Here is a 19,628-nt window from a genome sequence, read left to right on the forward strand (position 1 = left end):
GGAACCCGTGCTGCCGCTGCGAGAACCTCGGGTTACTTCACGACCGCTACCGTCGTGCCTGCTGTGCCGAACTTCCATACCGCGTCGCCGTCCGCCGCCTTCATGCGGACTCCGCCCGTCGTCGTGCCCGCGGCGGGCGGGGGCGGGGAGGAGCCGTCCAGTGCGTTGGAGAAGGCGACGTTCACGCCGGAGGCGACGGCGAAGTAGACGATGTTCTCGATCTCCACGCCGTCGCTGCCGGTGGCGGCCTCCCGGCGGGTGCCGACGGTGTAGTTACCGGGTGCCGGGCCGACCGTCCCGGGCCACACCTTGAAGGTGCGCCGGGACGCGTCGCTCGCGTCGACCAGCCACACCCGGCGCTGTCCGAGGGAGTAGACGATGCGGCGGCCCGTCCCSGAGCCGTCCGGGACGGCGACCGGCGCCGACTCGTCGGGCTTGGCGGAGGGCTTGGGGCTCGCGGAGGCGCTCGGCTTCGGGCTCGCCGACGCGGTCGGCTGGGGCCCGTTCTCGGCCTTGACGGCCAGCACGGCCACCAGCACCAGCGCGGCGGCGGTCAGACCGGTGACCCAGGCCCACGAGGGAGGCCGTCGGGCAGGCACGGGCACGCAACTCCTCAGCTCTGACTCACCCCGTCGCAGGGTGCGATCATCCTACTCCGAGACTCCCCGGCCCTCCGACGGAGACGTCACTCCAGGACCGGCAGCAGCTCCGGCAGGTGGCCGTCCGACCGCTCCGCCGCCCGCTGCCGCTCCTCGGGCACCGGTCCGTACAGCGTCGTGCGCGGCTTCGCCGGGCGGCCCGCCGCCTGCGCCACCGCGATCAGGTCCTTCACCGACTTGTACGAGCCGTAGCTGGAGCCCGCCATCCGGGAGATGGTCTCCTCCATCAGCGTCCCGCCGAGGTCGTTGGCACCCGAGCGGAGCATCTCCGCCGCGCCCTCCGTGCCCAGCTTCACCCAGCTGGTCTGGATGTTGGGGATGTGGGGGTGCAGCAGGAGCCTCGCCATCGCCATCACCGCGCGGTTGTCGCGGGTCGTCGGGCCGGGCCGGGCGATCCCCGCGAGGTAGACGGGTGCGTTGGTGTGGATGAAGGGGAGGGTCACGAACTCCGTGAAACCGCCCGTCTGCTGCTGGATGCGGGAGAGGGTGCGGAAGTGGCCCAGCCAGTGGCGGGGCTGGTCGACGTGCCCGTACATCATCGTCGAGGACGAGCGGATGCCCAGCTCGTGCGCGGTCGTGATCACCTCGATCCAGGTCGCCGTCGGGAGCTTGCCCTTGGTCAGGACCCAGCGGACCTCGTCGTCGAGGATCTCCGCCGCCGTGCCGGGGATCGAGTCCAGGCCCGCCTCCTTCGCCGCCGTCAGCCACTCGCGGATCGACAGGCCGGTGCGGGTCGCGCCGTTCACCACCTCCATCGGCGAGAAGGCGTGCACGTGCATCCCCGGCACCCGCTCCTTCACCGCGCGCGCGATGTCGAAGTAGGCCGTGCCCGGCAGGTCGGGGTGGATGCCGCCCTGCATGCAGACCTCGACGGCCCCGACGTCCCAGGCCTGGGCGGCGCGGTCGGCGACCTGGTCGAGCGAGAGCGTGTACGCGTCGGCGTCCGTGCGGCGCTGGGCGAAGGCGCAGAAGCGGCAGCCGGTGTAGCAGACGTTGGTGAAGTTGATGTTCCGCGTGACGATGTACGTGACGTCGTCGCCGACCGCGGCCCTGCGGACGTCGTCGGCGATCCGGCACAGCGCGTCCAGCGCCGGCCCGTCCGCGTGCAGGAGGGCGAGCGCCTCGTCGTCGGTCAGGCGGGTCGGGTCGTCGGCCGCCGTCGCCAGGGCGGCGCGTACGTCGGTGTCGATGCGCGAGGGGACCATGCCGGGCGCCGCCGCCTCCCGCAGCGCCTCCCAGTCGCCGTACACGTGGTCGTAGTCCGCGCGCCGGTCGCCGGTGCGCCCCTCGGTGTCGATCGTGGTGTGCAGGTCGGTGCGGCCCGACGACGTGAACGCCTCGTCCGGTTCCTGCCACGGGTGGCCCTCCACCACCGCGTCCGGCACGGCGAGGCCCGTCTCCGGGTCGGCCAGCGCCCGGACGTGCGGGAGCAGCCGCGGGTCCAGCCACGGCTCGCCCCGCTGCACGAACTCCGGGTACACGCACAGGCGTTCGCGCAGCTCGAAGCCGGCCTGCGCCGACCGCTCGCGCAGCAGCTCGATCTGCGGCCAGGGGCGCTCGGGGTTGACGTGGTCGATGGTCAGCGGCGAGACCCCTCCCCAGTCGTCGATACCGGCGCCGATCAGCCGCCCGTACTCGGAGTCGACCAGGTTGGGCGGCGCCTGGAGGCAGGCGGCGGGGCCCATGATGTGCCGGGCCACGGCGACCGTCGCGATCAGCTCGTCCAGCTCGGCGTCCGGCATCCCGCGCATCGCCGTGTCCGGCTTGGCGCGGAAGTTCTGGATGATCAGCTCCTGGATGCCGTGGTAGGCGCGGGAGACGCGGCGCAGCGCGAAGAGGGAGTCCGCACGCTCCTCGTACGTCTCGCCGATGCCGATCAGCAGCCCGCTGGTGAAGGGCACGGAGGAGCGTCCGGCGTCTTCGAGGACGCGCAGCCGGACGGCCGGTTCCTTGTCCGGGGAGCCGTGGTGAGGGCCGCCGGGCTCGCTCCACAGGCGGGTCGCGGTGGTCTCCAGCATCATGCCCATGCTCGGCGCGACGGGCTTGAGCCGCTGGAAGTCGGTCCACGACATGACGCCCGGGTTGAGGTGGGGCAGCAGGCCCGTCTCCTCCAGGATGCGGATCGAGATGGCCCGTACGTAGGCGATCGTGTCGTCGTAGCCGTGCGCGTCGAGCCATTCGCGCGCCTCGGGCCAGCGGTCCTCGGGCTTGTCGCCGAGGGTGATCAGGGCTTCCTTGCAGCCCAGTTCGGCCCCCTTGCGGGCGATGTCGAGCACCTCGTCGGGGGACATGAACATGCCGTGGCCGGCCCGGCGCAGCTTGCCCGGGACGGTCACGAACGTGCAGTAGTGGCACTTGTCCCGGCAGAGCCGGGTGAGCGGGACGAAGACGCTCTTCGAGTACGTGATGACGCCGGCGCGGCCCGCCGCGTCCAGGCCCGCGTCGCGCACCCGGGCGGCGGAGGCGGTCAGGTCGTCCAGGTCGGCGCCGCGCGCCTGGAGCAGCACGGCGGCCTCGGCGACGTCGAGGGCGACGCCGTCGCGGGCGCGTTTGAGGGCGCGACGCATGGAGTTCTCGGTGGGCCCGGTTCCGGAGGTCGCGGAAATCGTCATCCTCCGAGCATACGATTGCGGTGACCAGGCACTACCGGTGTGCCGCGTCACAAGGGGTGCGCCCGTGACCTGCGGCCCCTCACACGTAGCGGGCGTACTCGTCCAGCACCCGCAGCACCTCCTCCTCACCCGCCGGGGGCAGCTGCAGGACGACCTCCTCGATGCCGAGGTCCGCGTAGTGGGCGAGCTTGCCGGCGCCGGGCAGGACGGCGTACGGCACGACCTGGAGCGCCCCGGCGTCGCGGCCGGCCTCCGCCCAGGCGGTCCGCAGCACGGGCAGCGACTCGGTCAGGCCCCGGCCGCCGATCGGCAGCCAGCCGTCCGCGTACTCGGCGATGTGCGCGAAGAGCTTGGGACCGGCCGCCCCGCCGATCAGCGTGCGCGGCCCGACGAGCGGCTGCCCCGACGCCGACTGCCCGCGCGGCTTCTGCACGGGCTTGGGGTAGGCGTGACTGGCCCGTACGGAGCCGAACCGGCCCTCGTACGCGGTCGGTTCGGGCGTCCACAGGGCCCGCATCAGCGCCATCCGGTCCCGGCCCAGCTCCCGCCGCGTACGCCACTCGACGCCGTGGTCGGCGGCTTCCTCGACGTTCCAGCCGAAGCCGACGCCGAGGGTGAAGCGGCCGCCGGAGAGGTGGTCGAGGGTCGCGATCTGCTTGGCCAGGTCGATCGGGTCGTGCTGGGCGATCAGCGTGATACCGGTGCCCAGCGCGAGGTCCTCGGTGACGGCCGCGGCCTGGCCGAGGGCGACGAAGGGGTCGAGGGTGCGGCCGTACTCGGGCGGCAGATCGCCGCCCGCCGGGTACGCGGTGGTCCGCTCGACGGGTATGTGGGTGTGTTCGGGCAGGTAGAGCCCGGCGAACCCGCGGTGCTCCAGCTCGCGGGCGAGCCGGGTCGGGGTGATCGTCTCGTCGGTGAGGAAGATCGTCACGGAGATGCGCATGACCCATCTCTACCGGCGCGGGGTTGCCGTGTCCATACCGACCGGTCGGCACATGTGCCCCGCCGGGCGCCGCATCGGAGCGCCGGGCGCCCGAAAGCCGCCGATCCCCTTCCCTTGTCCCGCGGTTCACGGCTGAATACGAGGCTGACGGCCACCACACCCGCGCCACCGGTGCCATGTGACTCACGACGACCTGAGGAGCAGCAGCATGTGCGAGGACGAGCGGCACAGCGACCGGCACAGCAGTGGGCACGGCGTCGGCAGACGCGCCCTGTTCGTGACAGGAGCCGCCGCCGCGCTCACCCTGGGAAGCGTGGACTTCTCCGGCCCGGCCGCCGCCGCGTCCGGGGCGACCGGGGCGTCCGGCGCCTCGGGGGCATCCGGGGCGTCCGGGGCGTCCGAGACCCGGACCGTGCGCGGCACGCTGCCCCCCGGCGCGCCCGACTTCGTCTACCTGCCCGTCGAAGTCCCCTCCGGCGTACGGGAGATCAAGGTCGCGTACACCTACGAACGGCCCGTCGTCCCGGCGGGCACCCCGGGCAACGCGCTCGACATCGGGATCTTCGACCAGCGCGGCACCGCGCTGGGCGGCGAGGGGTTCCGGGGCTGGTCGGGCGGGGCGCGCACGGAGTTCTTCCTGCGCGTGGACGACGCGACCCCCGGGTACCTCCCCGGCCCGGTCCGCGCGGGCACCTGGCACATCGCGCTGGGCCCGTACACGGTGGCCCCGCAGGGTCTCGCGTACGAGGTCACCGTCACGCTCACCTACGGCGAACCCGGCGAGCCGGTGCGGCCGGTGTACCCGCCGTCCCGGGCCACGGGGCGCGGCCGGGCCTGGTACCGGGGCGACTGCCACCTGCACTCCTGGTACTCCGACGGGCGCCGCACCCCGGCCGAGATCGCGGCGCTGGCGCGGGCGGCGGGCCTGGACTTCATCAACACCTCCGAGCACAACACGCACTCCGGGCACGCCCACTGGGCCGACCAGGCGGGCCCGCACCCGGACGGCGAACTGCTGATCCTGCTGGGCGAGGAGGTGACGACGAGGAACGGGCACGTCGTCGCGCTCGGCACCGACCCGGGCACGTTCGTCGACTGGCGCTACCGGGCCCGCGACAACCGCTTCGGCAGGTACGCGCGCCGGATCCGGCAGGCCGGCGGGCTGGTCGTCCCGGCCCATCCGCACGCCACCTGCATCGGCTGCAACTGGAAGTTCGGCTTCGGCGAGGCGGACGCGATCGAGGTGTGGAACGGCGCGTACGGGCCCGACGACGAGGTGGCGCTGGCCGACTGGGACGGCATGCTGGTCGCCTCCGTGCGGGAGGGGCGGGGCGGCCAGGACTGGATCCCGGCGATGGGCAGCAGCGACGCGCACCGCGACCCCGACCCCGTCGGCACCCCGCAGACGGTCGTCCTCGCCGACGAGCTGTCCCGCGAGGCGATCCAGGAGGGCATCCGCGCGGGCCGTTCGTACGTGGCGGAGTCGAAGGCGGTGTCGCTGTCCTTCTCGGCGACCGGGCCGAAGGGGCAGCACGCGGGGATCGGCGGCCGGCTGGCGGTGGACCGCGACGACCCGGTCACCGTCCGCCTGGAGGTCGCGGGCGCGCCCCGCTGCACGGTCCGCCTCGTCACCGACCAGGGCGTGCTGCACACGAGCCCCGCCCTGCCGGAGTCGGGCTCCGGCACGGTGGAGTGGCGTACGACGGCTCAGTACGCGTCCTACGTACGGGCCGAGGTGCGGCACGAGGCGGCGGCGGGGCCGCTGCCGGGGGCGCTGGCGGCGTTCACCAACCCGGTCTTCCTGGGACGCCCGGGGCGGTAGGCGGTAAGAGGTAAGCCGTAGGCCTGCCCGTCCCGCGTCAGGAGGTCCCGGAGGCGCGGGCCTCCTCGATGCGGGCCTGCTGCATGCCGGTGAGCTTCTTGACGAAGAAGACCGCGACCACGGCGCTCACGATGCCGGCGACGACGGAGGCCTGCGTGTCGAGGATGTCGCTCATGGCGCCGGAGACGCTGTCGCTCTCGTACCAGCTGGCGAAGGAGCTGTTCACGTACGTCCCGAAGAAGAGGAGCCAGCACCACCACCAGGTGTGCATCAACCAGCGCCCGGCGCCCCGGGCCCGGCCCGCCGTCGCCGTCCAGATGTCGTTGGCCATCTGCTTGGGCATGAAGAGGTTGACGACCGGGATGAACCAGGCGCCGGCCGCCATCCCGGGCGCGAAGCGCAGGCGCACCGGCGCGAAGGCGTCGGCGTTGTTGCGCATCCGCTGGAACCAGATCGGCCAGGCGATGGCCAGTCCCAGGCTCACCAGCAGTTCGAGGAGGTCGGTCATCTCCGTCGCGAACTGCAGCAACTGGTAGTCCTGGATGACGGAGGGGTCGGCACCGCCGTCCTGCCCGTCGAGTACGAGGTAGGTCCAGGTGAGGACGGCGCCCCGCAGCAGCAGCGGCAGCGTGTAGAAGCCGAGCAGGACGGCCAGGCCCGTGCCCAGTGCGCGGGCCGGACGGGCCGGCGGGCGCGGCGAGAAGTAGTGCGGCGAGGGCGGCGGCAGGCTGCCCGGCGGCGGACTGCCCGCGTGCAGGACGCCGGGCGGCGGGCTGCCCGCGTGGGGGCCGCCCGGCGCGGGGCTCTGCTGCCACGGGGGCGAGGACGGGTGGTACGAGACGGGCGGGCCGAAGCCCTGCACCGGGGACTGCGCCGGAGCCTGGACCGGTGCCTGGGCATGCGCCTGGGCCTGGGCGTGTGCCTGCGCGGCGAGCGCGTGGCTCTGCGGGTCCTCGCTGTTCAGGAGCTGCACGGCGTGTCTGCCGAGCTCCGCCAGCACCTCGCCCGGCAGCCAGGCGCCGCCCGTGTCCTCCATGGCCTCGATACGGGCCAGCAGGGTGTCCAGGGACGGCCGCTGGGCGGGGTCCTTCACGAGGCACTCGGCGATCAGCCCGTCCCACGGCGCGGGGACCCCCGTCAAGTCCGGCTCCTCGCTGGCGATCCGGAAGAGCAGCGAGTGGATGCCACCCTCCCCGGTGCCGAACGGCAGCCTCCCCGAGGCGGTGTACGCGAGCACGGCGCCGAGGCAGAAGACGTCGCTGGCGTAGGTGACCCGCTCGCCGCGCACCTGCTCGGGCGACATGAAGCCGGGCGAGCCCACGACCGCACCCGTCATCGTCAGCCCGTCGGTGGACTGCAGGGCCGGGTCGAGGGCGCGCGCGATGCCGAAGTCGATGACGCGCGGCCCGTCGATGGTCACCAGGACGTTGGACGGCTTGAGGTCGCGGTGCACGAGCCCCGCGCCGTGGATGGCCTGGAGCGCGCGGACGAGCCCGATCCCCAGGGCCCGTACGGAGTGCGGGGGCAGGGGCCCGTACTGCTTGTCCACCACCTCGGCGAGGGAGGGCCCGGCGACGTAGCCGGTGGCGACCCACGGTGTCGCCGCCTCCGTGTCGGCGTCCAGGACGGGCGCGGTCCACTCGCCGCCGACCCGCTGAGCGGCCTTGACCTCCTGCGCGAACCGCCGCCTGAAGTCGGGCCTGCGGGCCAGCTGTTCCTGGACGACCTTGACCGCGACCGTACGGCCGCGGTCGGAACGGGCCAGGTACACCCGCCCCATGCCGCCCTCGCCGAGCCTGCGCAGCAGTCGGTAATTGCCTATCCAGCCCGGATCGTCCGGGGCCAACCCGTCCATGTGTGTTTCCTCTGTCCCCGTCGTCCCCGTCGGCGCCTTTCGCAGTGAGGATAGGAGACGCGGAGGCAGCGGCGCGTCACAACCCTGCGTCTATCGGCAGTACTTGTCCCGGGCGGGCCGGTGCCCCCCTACGGTCCGCACTCGGCCCACAGGAGCTTGCCGCCGCGGGCGCCCTCCAGGACGTGCACACCCCAGGTGTCCGCGCAGGCCCGTACGAGGTGCAGGCCCCGGCCGTTCTCCGCGGACTCCGGCGGTACGCGGCCCGCGGCGGGCGGGGCCGTGAAACCCGGCGGGACCCTGGAGTCGGAGTCCCACACCGCGACCCGCAGCCGGCCCGGCTCCGCCGACGAGCGGACCCGCAGGGCGTAGGAGCCCCGCGTGTGCAGGTGAGCGTTGGTGAGCAGCTCCGAGGCGAGCAGTTCCGCGGTGGGAGCGAGACAGGAGAGGTCGTGCGCGGCGAGCACGGTTCGCAGGGTTGCGCGAGCGATACCCGGTGCGCGTGGATCGTGCGGCAGTTGGAGGGTGTACGCCCAGGGCGGGGATACGGTGGCCATCGGAGGTCTCCGATCACGAGCGGGGGGATTGGCTTCAGGACCCAGTGACCGTGCCGCTCCGTCGAACGGGGTGCTTCTGGGGAACATGGCGCCTGCACCAGTAAGGTAGCGGCTCACCACTTAATACATTTCCCATTCTGGCAATACCATGAGGTTTTCCCTCGTGTGGGTGACAACAACGTGCTGTTGCACAAGGAGAGTTGAGTCATGGCGCCCAGGACCGCCACCACCGCCCGCCGCCTGCGTCTGGGCACCGAACTGCGGCGGATGCGCGAGCGCGCGGGACTCACCGTCACCGAAGGCGCCCGTCAACTCGGCGTCAGCCAGGCCCAGCTCAGCAACATCGAGGCCAGCAGGTTCGGCGTGAGCCCGGACCGACTGCGCGCGCTGGCCCGCATCTACCGCTGCTCCGACGCCGAGTACGTCGACGGGCTGCTCGAACTCGCCACCGAGCGGGCGGGCGGATGGTGGGAGACCTTCCGCGGGGTGCTGCCCACCACGCTGCTGGACATCGCCGAGCTGGAGCAGCACTCCAGGCGTCTGCGGTCCGCCAACACCGCGCACGTGCCGGGCCTGCTCCAGATCACGGACCACGCCCGCGAGATCTTCCGGCAGGTCGTTCCCGAGTTCTCCCGCACCGACATCGAGCACCGGGTCAGCCACCGGCTCCAGCGCCAAGCGCTGCTGGACGGGCCCGACCCGACCCCGTACCACGCGATCATCCACGAGGCCGCGCTGCGGGTACCGGTCGGCGGCCCCTCGGTCGCCCGGCGCCAGCTCGATCACCTGGTCGAGCAGAGCCGGCGCGAGCACATCACGATCCAGGTGATCCCGTTCTCGATCGGCGCCCACCCGGGCTCCGGACAGACGATCCTGTACATGTACGGGTCCGTCCCCGCCCTGGACACCGTCTCGCTGGACCAGTCCCACGGTCCCGTACTCGTGGACGCCGAAGCGCAACTGGACACGTACCGCGTACTCCTCGACCGCATGGAATCCGTGGCCCTCTCCCCCGAGAGGTCCCGCGAGTTCGTCCACACCATCGCTCAGGACCTGTGAAGGGATCCGCATGCTCGACCACTCCTGGCAGAAGTCGTCCTACTGCGGGCAGGGCGAGTCCTGCCTCCATGTCGCCGCCGCTGACACGCCGAGCGTCCAACTCACCGAGAGCGGCGACCCCGACGGAGTCATACTCGGGGCCTCTCCGGAGGCCTTCGGGGCTCTGCTCCTGCTGCTCAAGGAGGGGCAGGGCCGGCATGCCGCGTGAGCGGGACCTGAAGTTCCGGGCCGTCACGGCCTTCCAGCGGTGGGTGGCCAACCCGGTGAGCCGGCGGCTGCCGTTCCAGACGCTCGTCGAGACGACCGGCCGGACGTCCGGCCTGGAGCGGCGGACGCCGGTGGGCGGGCGGCGCGTCGGACAGCAGTTCTGGTTCGTCTCCGAGTACGGCGAGAAGTCGCAGTACGTGCGGAACATCCAGGCCGACCCGAGGGTACGGGTGCGCGTCGGTGGACGGTGGCACCACGGCACCGCCCACCTGCTGCCGGAGGACGACCCCCGCGCCCGCCTGAAGTCGCTGCCGCGGCTCAACAGCGGCGCGGTCCGGGCGTTCGGCACGAGCCTGTTGACGATCAGGGTCGATCTCGACCCCGACCCGGCCGGCTGAGTCCGCGCCTCGGCGTGCCGGGCGGGGCCGGGCGAGGGCCAGGCGAGGGCCGGGCGTGTCCCTGCTAGTCCTTGCCCGTTGCGGCGATCGTGATGCCCAGGCCGATCATCGTGACGCCGCCGGCTCCGCCGACCAGGGCGAGCCGTCGCGGTGAGCCGGCGAACCAGTGCCGTGCGGCCGCCGCGCCCAGGCCCCACACGCTGTCCGACGCCAGGGCGATGAGGTTGAAGACCAGGCCGAGCAGCAGCATCTGCGCCATGACGTGGCCCTGGCCGCGGTCGACGAACTGCGGCAGCACGGCCGCGAAGAACACGATCGTCTTCGGGTTGGCCACCCCGACCGCGAACCCCTCCCACAGCGTCCGCAGACCGCTGTGCGCGGGCCCGTCACCGGTGAACGCCGCGGACAGCGCCCCGCGACGGCGTACCGCCTTCACCCCCAGGTAGACGAGGTACGCCGCGCCCACGAGCTTCAGCGTCGTGAAGACGACCACCGAGCGCTCCACGACCGCCCCGACGCCGAGCGCCACGGCCACGACCAGGACGTACGCGCCCAGCGTGTTCCCCACCACCGTGGTCAGCGCGGCCCGGCGTCCCTGCGCGAGCGCCCGGCCGACCACGAACAGCACGCTCGGGCCGGGGACCACGATCAGCAGGAACGACATGGCCGCGAAGGCGAGCAACCGGTCTGTGGACACCATGCCGACCATCGTGGCCCCGCGCGCCGACCGGTCTCCAGCGGTTTTCCGGGAGGCGGCGGAAAAGGAGTGGAGCGGTGCCGCCGTGCGCCCCTACCGTGCTGCCCGACCGAACTCCCAGGCGAGGACGTGCCCTTGTACACCGTGTGAGACCCCCCGAGTGCTGATCCGTCGCGCGTCGCCGCAAGTGCGCCGCGCTGCTTTCCGCTGCGGTCTTCTCACACTGGAACCGGTGTATCTCCGTGCTGCTCGAAAACTGGGTGGTCCTGCCCACCTGCCTGCCGCTCGTCCGCCGCCGCTGCCGCCCGTGCGGGGCGGGGCACTTCCGGACGAGCGGGAAATTCCGCGTCAACGCCCACCACAAGCTCCTCGACGTCTGGCTCCTCGCGCTCTGCACGACCTGCGGGGAGACCACGAAGCTCACCGTCCTGGAACGGGTGAACGTGCGCTCCGTACGCCCCGGACTGCTGGACCGGCTGCACGCCAACGACCCCGGTCTGGCGGCCGAGTTGCTCCAGGACCCGGTCGTACGGCGCCGCAACCGCATCGCCCTGGACTGGTCCGGCGCCTGGCGTCTCGACACCGGCGCACCGGCGCACGGGGACCGCTCGGCACACGTGGACCACGGGGCGCTCGACGTCTCGGTGCGGTTCGCGGCCGAGATCCCCGTCCGGCCGCTGCGGCTGATCGCCGAGGGGTGCGGTCTGCCGCGGGCCGAGGTGGCGAGACTGCTGGCGGAGGGGAAGCTCGTCTCCGCCGTCCGGCTGGGCGGCAGGCTCTGCGTCGACTTCACGTTCACGCTCAAGCGCTGACCCGGACCGCCTCGGCCCCATGGGCCCGTCCGGCACGATCCGCCGGGCGGGCCCGTACCTCACCGCACCGCTAGGGCCCTTCCCTAGGACCCTTCCCGCCAGATGGTCATGTCCAGGGTGAGGAAGGCGATGTCCGGCAGCGCGGTCGACTTCACCTGGACCACGAGCAGCGCGATGTCCCCGGAGGAGTGCTTGACGCATATCTCCGTACCGGCCGCCGCGGCCGCCAGGGGGAGGACGCGGTGGCGGGACTTGTTCTTCTCGGCGCCGGAGAGGATCAGGCGGCACATGTCGAGGGTCGTCCCCGGTTCGGCGAACATCATGACGAGCAGACTGGTGTCGCTCTCCAGCTCGCAACTGGGGTCCTTGCAGTTGAAACGGATGTCCCCCTTACGGTCCTCGCGGCTGATCGGCTCCTTGAAACTCAGCGAGGTCTTGGCGTCCAGCCACTGCTGGGCGTGCGCCTCCGGCCTCGGCCGGTCGGAGGCGGTCGCCAGGGGGTCCACGTCCTGCGACGTCCGCCCGCCGGCACCTGCCGTTCCCCCCGTCTCCGCCTCCGCGTCCGTGTCCGCGTCCGTCTCCGTCCCGGAGGCCCGTCCGGTCGACCGCGAGGACGCCGACGGGCCGGACGCCGAAGACGGACTTTTACCCCGGTCACCGAGCCGGTTCCCCGCCTCCAGCGCCGTCCAGGTCGCGCCCGCCAGCAGCAGCGCCCCCGCCGTCGCGACGGCCGTGACCAGCCTGGCCCGTCGCCGCCGGTCCGGCCCTTCGCCCCTCCCCGTGGGCTGCGTCGGCGGCGGCGCCCACGGATTCTGCTGCGGGTGCGGTGCCTGCTGGTGCGGGTGTCCGAGCAACGGCAGCGTGTGGACCGGGGTGGGGTCGTTCACGACGCCCGGCGGCACGCCCGCCGCCTCCAGCGCCCCGGCCATCCGGTACACCGAGAGCGGGTCCTGCGGGGCGGGCTTCACGACCACCGTGTTGCCCGTCGCCAGGGCCGGCGCGATCTTGCCCGCCGGGTTCGCCCACGGGTTGTTGTACGAGGTGATGCAGGTGACCACGCCGACCGGCCGGCGCACGGCGAGGGCGCCGAGGACCGCGGCCCCGCCGAACGGGCCCGCCTCGTTGACCTGCGGCGGCAGCGGCTCCTCGACGGGCTCCACGCGCGCGTAGCGCCGGAAACGGGCCGCCCCGACCCCCACCTGCATCCCGCGCGCGGTGGCGGTGGTCGCGCCGGTCTCCGCCTGCGCCAGTTCCGCGTGCGCGACGAGGTCGCGGCGGATGGCGTCGGCCGCCCGGCCCAGGACGGCGGCCCGTTCCTCGGGGGACGTGCGCGACCAGGACCGGAAGGCCTCGCGGGCCGCGGCCGCCGCCGCGTGCACCTGCTCCCGCGAGGCCTCCGGGGCCGCGCCCACGACCTCCTCGGTCGCCGGGTCGATCACCTCGTAGTGGCCGCCGTCCGGCTCCACCCACGAGCCGCCGATGAACAGCCGTTGGTCATCACTCACCTGTCCCCCGCACCCTCCGCGTCATCGCGTCACCACGTCACCGCGTGCCCACCGTGCGCGTGTCCCGGCCCGACCGCAGCACCCGGCCGGGCACCGCCCCGGTCACCACGTCGTCCCGTATCGACTCCACGCCGTTGACCCACACGGCCCGGATCCCGACGGCCTTCGAGTCGAGGCGCGGACTGTCCCCCGGCAGGTCGTGCACCAGGGTGGCCTTGCCGGCGTCGATGCGCTCCGGGTCGAAGAGCACCAGATCCGCATGGAAACCCTCCGTGATCCGGCCGCGCTCCCGGAGCCCGAAGAGCCGGGCCGGGTCGTCCGTGAGCATCTGCACCGCCCGCTCCAGCGGCACCAGCCTGCGGCCCCGCAGGCAGTCGCCGAGGAACCGGGTCGTGTACGGGGCGCCGCACATCCGGTCCAGGTGGGCGCCCGCGTCCGAGCCGCCGAGCAGCACGTCCTCGTGCCGCCACGTCTCCCGGCGCAGGGCCCACGAGTCCGGGTCGTTGTCGGTCGGCATGGGCCACAGGACCGTACGCAGCCCGTCCTCGGCGCAGATCTCCACGATGCACTCGAAGGGCTCCTGGCCCCGCTCGGCCGCGATGTCCCGCACGACCCGCCCGGTGAGGCCCTCGTTGCGCGCGCTGTACGTGTCGCCGATGACGTACCGCCCGAAGTCGGCGAGGCGGCGGAAGACGCCGGCCTCCTTCGAGGCGGCCCGCCGCAGCATCCCGGCCCGGACGCCGGGGTCCCGGAGCCGGGCGATCCGCTCGGGCACGGGGAGGCCCAGGACCTCGCCCCAGCCGGGGATGAGGTTGAGGGCGCAGAAGGTGCCCAGCGACATGTTCATCGGGGTGAGGATCGGCATGGTCAGGGCGACGACCCTGCCGCCCGCCTTGCGCGCCCGCTCGCTCGCCAGGAGCTGGCGGGGCACGCGCTCGGGGACGGCGGCGTCGATGGTCAGGACGTTCCAGTTCAGGGGCCGGCCGGCCGCCGCGCTCATCTCCGTGAACAGCTCGATCTCGGCGTCGCTGAACCGGTCCAGGCACCCGGCCACGATCGCTTCGATCTGCGTGCCCTCGTGCTCGCCGACCGCCCGCGACAGCGCCAGCAGCTCGGCGGGGCGCGCGTGCCGGGAGGCGACCGGCCGCCCGTCGCCGTCGGAGTGGGTGGAGGACTGGGTGGTGGAGAAGCCCCAGGCGCCGGCGTCCATCGCCTCGTGCAGCAGCCGGACGACCGCCGCGAGCTGCTCCTCGTCCGGCTGTCCGCCGACCGCGTCGGGGCCCATGACGTGCCGGCGGAGCGCGCAGTGGCCCACCATGAAGCCGGCGTTGACCGCGATCCGTCCTTCGAGGGCGTCCAGGTACTCGCCGAAGCCGTGCCAGTTCCAGGGCGCGCCCTGCTCCAGCGCGACCAGGGACATCCCCTCGACCTTGGACATCATCCGCCGCGTGTAGTCGGCGTCCTCGGGCCGCGCGGGGTTGAGGGGGGCGAGGGTGAAGCCGCAGTTGCCGCCCGCGACCGTCGTCACGCCGTGGTTGAGGGACGGTGTCGCGTACGGGTCCCAGAAGAGCTGGGCGTCGTAGTGCGTGTGGGGGTCCACGAACCCGGGCGCGAGCACGAGCCCGCGCGCGTCCTCACGCGTCCGGGCCGCCTCACCGACGCCCTGGGCCCCATCGCCAGCGCCCCCGGCCCCGCCCGTCTCCCGGACCACGGCGATCCGGCCGTCCCGGATGCCCACGTCGGCGACGAAGGCCTCCCGGCCCGACCCGTCGACCACGGTCGCGCCCTCGATCAGATGGTCGAGCACCGGATCCCCTTCCCTTCCTGCACTTTTCGGTCTGCGGCCGGCGACCCCACCAAGGGGCGCGGGGAACTGCGCGACAAGCCACGACGGAGCCGCAGCCGACGACGCTCAGGCCGTTCCGCGGAACCGCGTAGTCCGGTGGACCGGATCCGTGTCGATCTTCGGGACGACGTGCTCCCCGATCAGCCGGATCGTCCGCAGCGTCTCCTCCTTCGGCACCCCGACCGGCAGCCCGAACGACAGCTGATCGGCGCCGGCCTGCTCCCACCGCTTGCACTGCGTGAGCACCTCGTCCGGGTCCCCGCAGATCAGCAGCTCCTCGGCGATGAGGAGTTCGACCAGCTCCTCGGTGTACTCGGGCAGCGTGTCCGGCCACACCGGGAACCCCTCGGGCCGCGGGAACGTGTCGTGGTAGCGGAAGACGAGCGAGGGCAGATAGTGCAGCCCGCCCGCCACGGCGACCCGTACCGCCTCGGCGTGCGTCGGCGCGCAGATCGCCGTCGTCGTCACCATCACGTTGTCGTTGACGAAGTCCCCGACCGGCTCCGCCTCGACGACGGCCGTCTTGTACTGCTCCAGCACCCACTCCATGTCGGAGACCTTCTGCACGCTGAAGCCGAGCACCCCGAGCCCCTTGCGGGCGGCCATCGCGTACGAGGGCGGCGACCCGGCGGCGTACCACATGGCGGGGTGCGACTTCCCGTACGGCTTCGGCAGGATCTTGCGGGGCGGGAGCTGCCAGTGCTTGCCCTGGAAGCCGACGTACTCGTCCTGGAGCCACATCTTCGGGAACTCGGCGATGGTCTCCTCCCAGATCTCCTTGGTGTGGTTCATGTCGGTCACACCAGGGATGAACCCGAGGATCTCGTGGCTTCCCGCGCCCCGCCCGCTGCCGAACTCGAACCGCCCCTCGCTGAGGTGGTCGAGCATGGCGACCTTCTCGGCGACCTTGACCGGGTGGTTGACCTGGGCGAGCGGGTTGAAGATGCCGGAGCCCAGGTGGATGCGCTCGGTCGCGTGGGCCAGGTAGCCGAGGAAGACGTCGTTCGCGGAGAGGTGCGAGTACTCCTCCAGGAAGTGGTGCTCGGACGCCCAGGCGTACTTGAACCCGGACCGGTCCGCCTCGATGACGTACTCGGTCTCCTCCATCAGCGCCTTGTGCTCGGCGAGCGGATCGGTCTCGGCCCGCTTGCCCACGTACCCCTGTACGAAGAGCCCGAATTCCACGGAGGTTCACCGTCCCCTGCTCGCCCGTCCGCAATCTGACGAACCGTCAGATCGACCTGCCGCCGACTGTGGCACCGCACCCCCGGAGCGTCAAGAGCCGATGGATGAATAACTGACGCTCCGTCAATCACCCTCGTCTCACCTGGCGCTGACGCCCGCCAGCCATCCCCCGTCGATCACGAACGGCTGGCCGGTGACGTAGGAGGACTCCTCGCAGGACAGGAAGAGGGCGAGCCGGGCCACCTCCTCGGCCCTGCCGATGCGGCCGAGCGGGACGAGCTTGCGGTAGAACCGGGCGACGGCCTCCGAGCCCGCCTCGGGGTCCGCCGCCGGGTCGAGCAGGGCCGGGTTGCTCATGGCGGTGTCGATCGCGCCGGGGCAGACGGCGTTGACGCGGATGCCCTGGGGGGCCAGTTCCAGCGCGGCCACGCGCGTGAGGCCGACGATCGCGTGCTTGGTCGCGCTGTACGCGCCGACGTACGCCATGCCGGTGAGCCCGGTGTACGAGGCGGTGTTGACGACGGTGCCGCCGCCGGCCGCCGCGATCTCGGGGGCCAGGGTCTTGATGCCGAGGAAGACGCCGACCTGGTTGACCCGCACGATCTGCAGGAACTCTTCGAGGGGGGTGTCGACGAGGGCGTTGAAGCGCAGGATGCCGGCGTTGTTGACCAGTCCGTCGACCTTCCCGAACGCGTCCCGGGCGACCGTCGCCGCGGCCGCCCAGTCCTCCTCCCGGCCCACGTCGAGGTGGACGTACCGGGCCCGGGGCCCCAGCTCCTTGGCGAGGGTCTCCCCCTGCTCGTCGAGCACGTCGGCGACCACCACCGCGGCCCCTTCGGCGACGAAGAGCCGCGCCTCCTGCTCGCCCTGCCCCCGGGCCGCCCCGGTGACCACCACGACCCGCCCGTCCAACCGACCCATGACATCTCCCTCAGCAGAAGGCGCCCCGAAGGGGCGCGGGGAACGGGGCGCGGAACCGCACCCAGGAGGCGCCTATCCGAGGAGCGGAGCCACCCCCACCCCGAACGCCGCCATCTGGTCCGTGAGTTCGCTGCGGCTGCGCGAGCGGAACCGCACCTGGATCTGGTCCACCCCCATGGCCCCGTACGCCCGCAGCGACTCGGCGATCGCCTCGGCGGAGCCGGTGAGCGTGCGGCGCCCCACCTGCCAGCCGGGCGTGCCCACGTACAGCGGCTCGGTGATCGCGCCGACGGTGAACGGGCCGGTCGCCCCCGCCTCCTCGCGCAGCCGCCCGATCCGGGCGATCTGCTCGGGCAGCCGCTCCCGCGGGTCGCCCTGCGGCAGCCAGCCGTCGCCCCGGACCGCGGCCCGGCGCACGGCGGCGGGCGAGGACCCGCCGACCCACACCGGCACCCGTTCCTGCGCGGGCCGCGGCCGCTGGCCGAGCCCTTCGAAGTCGTACAGTTTCCCGTGGTGGGCGGGGAACTCGTCGGGGCCCAGCGCGGCCCGCAGCGCGTCGACGCACTCGTCCAGCACGGCCCCGCGCCGCCCGAAGTCCACCCCGAGCGCCTCGAACTCCTCCCGCACGTGTCCGGCGCCGACCCCGAGGATCAGGCGCCCGCCGCTCAGGTGGTCGAGGGTCGCGTACTGCTTGGCGGTGACGAGGGGGTGGCGCAGCCCGACGACCGCGACGTGGCTGAGCAGCCGTACGCGCCGGGTGACCGGGGCGAGGAAGGCGAGGGTGGCGACGGGGTCGTACCAGACGGTGCCCATCGCGGGGGCGAGCCGGCGCGGGACGCCGACGTGGTCGCAGCTCGCGAGGTAGGCGAAGCCGGCGGTGTCGGCGGTCCGGGCGATCTCCACGAGGTCGTCCGGCCCGGCGCCGGCCTCCCAGGGCTCGGCGTAGAGGGTGCTCTGCGACTGGATCGGCAGCTGCATCCCGTACGCGGGTTGCCCTTCGGGCGGGATCTGCATGAATGGCACCCTTCAGTCAGGCAAGGCTCGCGTGTCCGGTCGGCTGCGGGCCGGTGGGGGCCGGTCGCGCAGTTCCCCGCGCCCCTGAAAGGCGGGGCTTCGCCCTCGCCCTCACTTCGCTCCCGCCCACAGCCCGTCCTCCGTGAGCCCCAACAACCCGATCGCGTTGCGGCGGACGATCCGGTCGACGACCTCGGGGTCCAGGTGGCCCATCTGGGCCTCGCCGACCTGGCGGGACTCGGGCCAGGTGGAGTCGGAGTGCGGGTAGTCGGTCTCGTAGAGGACGTTGCCGACGCCGATGGCGTCCAGGTTCCGCAGGCCGAAGGCGTCGTCGAAGAAGCAGCCGTACACGTGCTCGGCGAAGAGTTCGGAAGGCGGGCGGTGGACCTTGTCCGCGACGCCGCCCCAGGCGCGGTTCTCCTCCCAGACGACGTCCGCGCGTTCCAGGATGTAGGGGATCCAGCCGATCTGGCCCTCCGCGTACATCACCCTGAGGTTCGGGAAGCGCTCGAACTTGCCGCTCATCAGCCAGTCGACCATGGAGAAGCAGCAGTTGGCGAAGGTGATGGTGGAACCGACGGCGGGCGGCGCGTCCGCGGAGGTGGAGGGCATCCGGCTGCTCGACCCGATGTGCATGGCGATCACCGTGCCGGTCTCGTCGCAGGCGGCGAGGAACGGATCCCACTCGTCCGTATGAACGGAGGGCAGTCCGAGGTGCGGAGGTATCTCGGAGAAGGCGACGGCCCGCACTCCGCGCGCGGCGTTGCGCCGCACCTCCTCGGCGGCGAGCCGCGCGTCCCACAGAGGGACCAGCGTGAGCGGTACCAGCCGGCCCCGGGCCTCGGGCCCGCACCACTCCTCCACCATCCAGTCGTTGTAGGCCCGCACGCAGAGCAGTCCCAGCTCCCGGTCCTTCGCCTCGGTGAAGGTCTGGCCGCAGAAGCGGGGGAAGGTCGGGAAGCAGAGCGCGGACTGCACGTGGTTGACGTCCATGTCGGCGAGGCGCTGCGGGACGTCGTACGAGCCGGGGCGCATCCGCTCGTACGTGATGACCTCCAGCCTGATCTCGTCCCTGTCGTAGCCGACGGCGGTGTCGAGACGGGTGAGCGGGCGGTGCAGGTCCTCGTAGACCCACCAGTCGCCGATCGGCCCGTCGTCGCCGGGGCCGCCCATGACGGGAGCGAACTTCCCGCCCAGGAAGGTCATTTCCTTCAGGGGGGCGCGCACGACCCGCGGCCCCTCGTCCCGGTACCTCGACGGGAGCCGCTCCCGCCAGACGTGCGGGGGCTCCACCGTGTGGTCGTCCACCGAGATGATCTTCGGGAAGGTCTCCATGGTCCCAAGGTAACGCTGATCTGACGGTCCGTCAGCTGCCTGGAAGCGGTTGCCGGAATGCCGGGACCGCACCCGGTGGTTGCGAGGACGGGGTGTGGGCCCTGTGAGGGCTTGCGCGAAACTCTCATGGCGGCCTGTGATCGGTGTCTCCCACGGCTGACGCATCCGCCATGAACAAGGCAAACTGGCCTGGTTGTCATGACG

Annotated in this window: 17 protein-coding genes; 5 read left to right on the top strand and 12 right to left on the bottom strand. The window is 72.6% G+C overall.

The window, feature by feature from the left end:
- Nucleotides 1–32 precede the first annotated feature (32 nt).
- From FGF04_RS00750 to FGF04_RS00760, 3 genes are all read right to left on the bottom strand, one after another.
- On the bottom strand, nt 33–605 hold the full coding sequence (locus FGF04_RS00750; protein WP_149509210.1) for a hypothetical protein: 573 nt from the start codon (nt 603–605) through the stop codon (nt 33–35).
- A gap of 80 nt (nt 606–685) precedes the next feature.
- The gene (locus FGF04_RS00755; RefSeq protein WP_149509211.1) at nt 686–3,271 is read right to left on the bottom strand and encodes a bifunctional FO biosynthesis protein CofGH; all 2,586 of its coding nucleotides are present in this window, start codon (nt 3,269–3,271) and stop codon (nt 686–688) included.
- 79 nt (nt 3,272–3,350) lie between these two features.
- On the bottom strand, nt 3,351–4,214 hold the full coding sequence (locus tag FGF04_RS00760) for an LLM class F420-dependent oxidoreductase (RefSeq protein ID WP_149509212.1): 864 nt from the start codon (nt 4,212–4,214) through the stop codon (nt 3,351–3,353).
- Nucleotides 4,215–4,422: 208 nt separating this feature from the next.
- Between FGF04_RS00760 and FGF04_RS00765 the strand changes: the two genes are divergently transcribed.
- Complete coding sequence (locus tag FGF04_RS00765; protein ID WP_149509213.1) at nt 4,423–6,036, top strand: CehA/McbA family metallohydrolase; 1,614 nt, start codon at nt 4,423–4,425, stop codon at nt 6,034–6,036.
- Nucleotides 6,037–6,073: 37 nt separating this feature from the next.
- Here the strand turns inward: FGF04_RS00765 and FGF04_RS00770 are convergent, their stop codons facing one another.
- On the bottom strand, nt 6,074–7,891 hold the full coding sequence (locus FGF04_RS00770; protein WP_149509214.1) for a protein kinase domain-containing protein: 1,818 nt from the start codon (nt 7,889–7,891) through the stop codon (nt 6,074–6,076).
- 128 nt (nt 7,892–8,019) lie between these two features.
- Nucleotides 8,020–8,445, bottom strand: a complete 426-nt coding sequence (locus tag FGF04_RS00775; RefSeq protein WP_149509215.1) for an ATP-binding protein — start codon at nt 8,443–8,445, stop codon at nt 8,020–8,022.
- 207 nt (nt 8,446–8,652) lie between these two features.
- On the opposite strand from FGF04_RS00775, the gene FGF04_RS00780 reads away from it, so the two are divergent.
- From FGF04_RS00780 to FGF04_RS00790, 3 genes are read left to right on the top strand one after another with little or no spacing between them, the layout of a single operon-like run.
- Nucleotides 8,653–9,504, top strand: coding sequence for a helix-turn-helix domain-containing protein (locus FGF04_RS00780; protein ID WP_149509216.1), 852 nt, complete (start codon nt 8,653–8,655; stop codon nt 9,502–9,504).
- Nucleotides 9,505–9,514: 10 nt separating this feature from the next.
- The gene (locus tag FGF04_RS00785) at nt 9,515–9,712 is read left to right on the top strand and encodes a DUF397 domain-containing protein (protein WP_149509217.1); all 198 of its coding nucleotides are present in this window, start codon (nt 9,515–9,517) and stop codon (nt 9,710–9,712) included.
- Entirely contained in the window at nt 9,702–10,109 is a 408-nt protein-coding gene (locus FGF04_RS00790) for a nitroreductase/quinone reductase family protein (protein ID WP_149509218.1), read from the top strand. Before FGF04_RS00785 ends, FGF04_RS00790 begins: the two co-directional genes overlap by 11 nt.
- A gap of 64 nt (nt 10,110–10,173) precedes the next feature.
- Here the strand turns inward: FGF04_RS00790 and FGF04_RS00795 are convergent, their stop codons facing one another.
- A complete protein-coding gene (locus FGF04_RS00795; RefSeq protein WP_149509219.1) occupies nt 10,174–10,809 on the bottom strand; it encodes a LysE family translocator in 636 nt (211 codons plus the stop codon).
- A 242-nt stretch (nt 10,810–11,051) separates the two neighbouring features.
- On the opposite strand from FGF04_RS00795, the gene FGF04_RS00800 reads away from it, so the two are divergent.
- Entirely contained in the window at nt 11,052–11,618 is a 567-nt protein-coding gene (locus FGF04_RS00800; RefSeq protein ID WP_149509416.1) for a DUF1062 domain-containing protein, read from the top strand.
- A gap of 83 nt (nt 11,619–11,701) precedes the next feature.
- On the opposite strand, the gene FGF04_RS40800 is transcribed toward FGF04_RS00800, so the two are convergent.
- The 6 genes from FGF04_RS40800 to FGF04_RS00830 form a co-directional block, all read right to left on the bottom strand.
- A complete protein-coding gene (locus tag FGF04_RS40800) occupies nt 11,702–13,123 on the bottom strand; it encodes an aldehyde dehydrogenase family protein (protein WP_235882114.1) in 1,422 nt (473 codons plus the stop codon).
- A 37-nt stretch (nt 13,124–13,160) separates the two neighbouring features.
- On the bottom strand, nt 13,161–14,930 hold the full coding sequence (locus tag FGF04_RS00810; protein WP_149509220.1) for an N-acyl-D-amino-acid deacylase family protein: 1,770 nt from the start codon (nt 14,928–14,930) through the stop codon (nt 13,161–13,163).
- Between the two features lie 105 nt (nt 14,931–15,035).
- Nucleotides 15,036–16,154, bottom strand: a complete 1,119-nt coding sequence (locus FGF04_RS00815; RefSeq protein ID WP_149509221.1) for an LLM class flavin-dependent oxidoreductase — start codon at nt 16,152–16,154, stop codon at nt 15,036–15,038.
- A gap of 138 nt (nt 16,155–16,292) precedes the next feature.
- A complete protein-coding gene (locus tag FGF04_RS00820; protein WP_149509222.1) occupies nt 16,293–17,075 on the bottom strand; it encodes an SDR family NAD(P)-dependent oxidoreductase in 783 nt (260 codons plus the stop codon).
- A 72-nt stretch (nt 17,076–17,147) separates the two neighbouring features.
- Nucleotides 17,148–18,089, bottom strand: coding sequence for an LLM class F420-dependent oxidoreductase (locus FGF04_RS00825; protein ID WP_149509223.1), 942 nt, complete (start codon nt 18,087–18,089; stop codon nt 17,148–17,150).
- Between the two features lie 111 nt (nt 18,090–18,200).
- Nucleotides 18,201–19,424 (bottom strand): amidohydrolase family protein, encoded by a 1,224-nt coding sequence (locus FGF04_RS00830; RefSeq protein WP_149509224.1) that lies wholly within the window; start codon nt 19,422–19,424, stop codon nt 18,201–18,203.
- Between the last annotated feature and the right edge of the window lie 204 nt (nt 19,425–19,628).

It is taken from the genome of Streptomyces apricus, from assembly GCF_008369065.1.
Lineage (GTDB): Bacteria > Actinomycetota > Actinomycetes > Streptomycetales > Streptomycetaceae > Streptomyces > Streptomyces apricus.

Bases quoted from the DNA above. Each gene is read 5' to 3' on its own strand.
- FGF04_RS00755 (WP_149509211.1), bottom strand. From the start codon at position 3,271: ATGACGATTTCCGCGACCTCCGGAACCGGGCCCACCGAGAACTCCATG.
- FGF04_RS00790 (WP_149509218.1), top strand. From the start codon at position 9,702: ATGCCGCGTGAGCGGGACCTGAAGTTCCGGGCCGTCACGGCCTTCCAG.
- FGF04_RS00825 (WP_149509223.1), bottom strand. From the start codon at position 18,089: ATGCAGATCCCGCCCGAAGGGCAACCCGCGTACGGGATGCAGCTGCCG.
- FGF04_RS00785 (WP_149509217.1), top strand. From the start codon at position 9,515: ATGCTCGACCACTCCTGGCAGAAGTCGTCCTACTGCGGGCAGGGCGAG.
- FGF04_RS00795 (WP_149509219.1), bottom strand. From the start codon at position 10,809: ATGGTGTCCACAGACCGGTTGCTCGCCTTCGCGGCCATGTCGTTCCTG.
- FGF04_RS00765 (WP_149509213.1), top strand. From the start codon at position 4,423: ATGTGCGAGGACGAGCGGCACAGCGACCGGCACAGCAGTGGGCACGGC.
- FGF04_RS00820 (WP_149509222.1), bottom strand. From the start codon at position 17,075: ATGGGTCGGTTGGACGGGCGGGTCGTGGTGGTCACCGGGGCGGCCCGG.
- FGF04_RS00770 (WP_149509214.1), bottom strand. From the start codon at position 7,891: ATGGACGGGTTGGCCCCGGACGATCCGGGCTGGATAGGCAATTACCGA.
- FGF04_RS00780 (WP_149509216.1), top strand. From the start codon at position 8,653: ATGGCGCCCAGGACCGCCACCACCGCCCGCCGCCTGCGTCTGGGCACC.
- FGF04_RS00830 (WP_149509224.1), bottom strand. From the start codon at position 19,424: ATGGAGACCTTCCCGAAGATCATCTCGGTGGACGACCACACGGTGGAG.
- FGF04_RS00775 (WP_149509215.1), bottom strand. From the start codon at position 8,445: ATGGCCACCGTATCCCCGCCCTGGGCGTACACCCTCCAACTGCCGCAC.
- FGF04_RS00760 (WP_149509212.1), bottom strand. From the start codon at position 4,214: ATGCGCATCTCCGTGACGATCTTCCTCACCGACGAGACGATCACCCCG.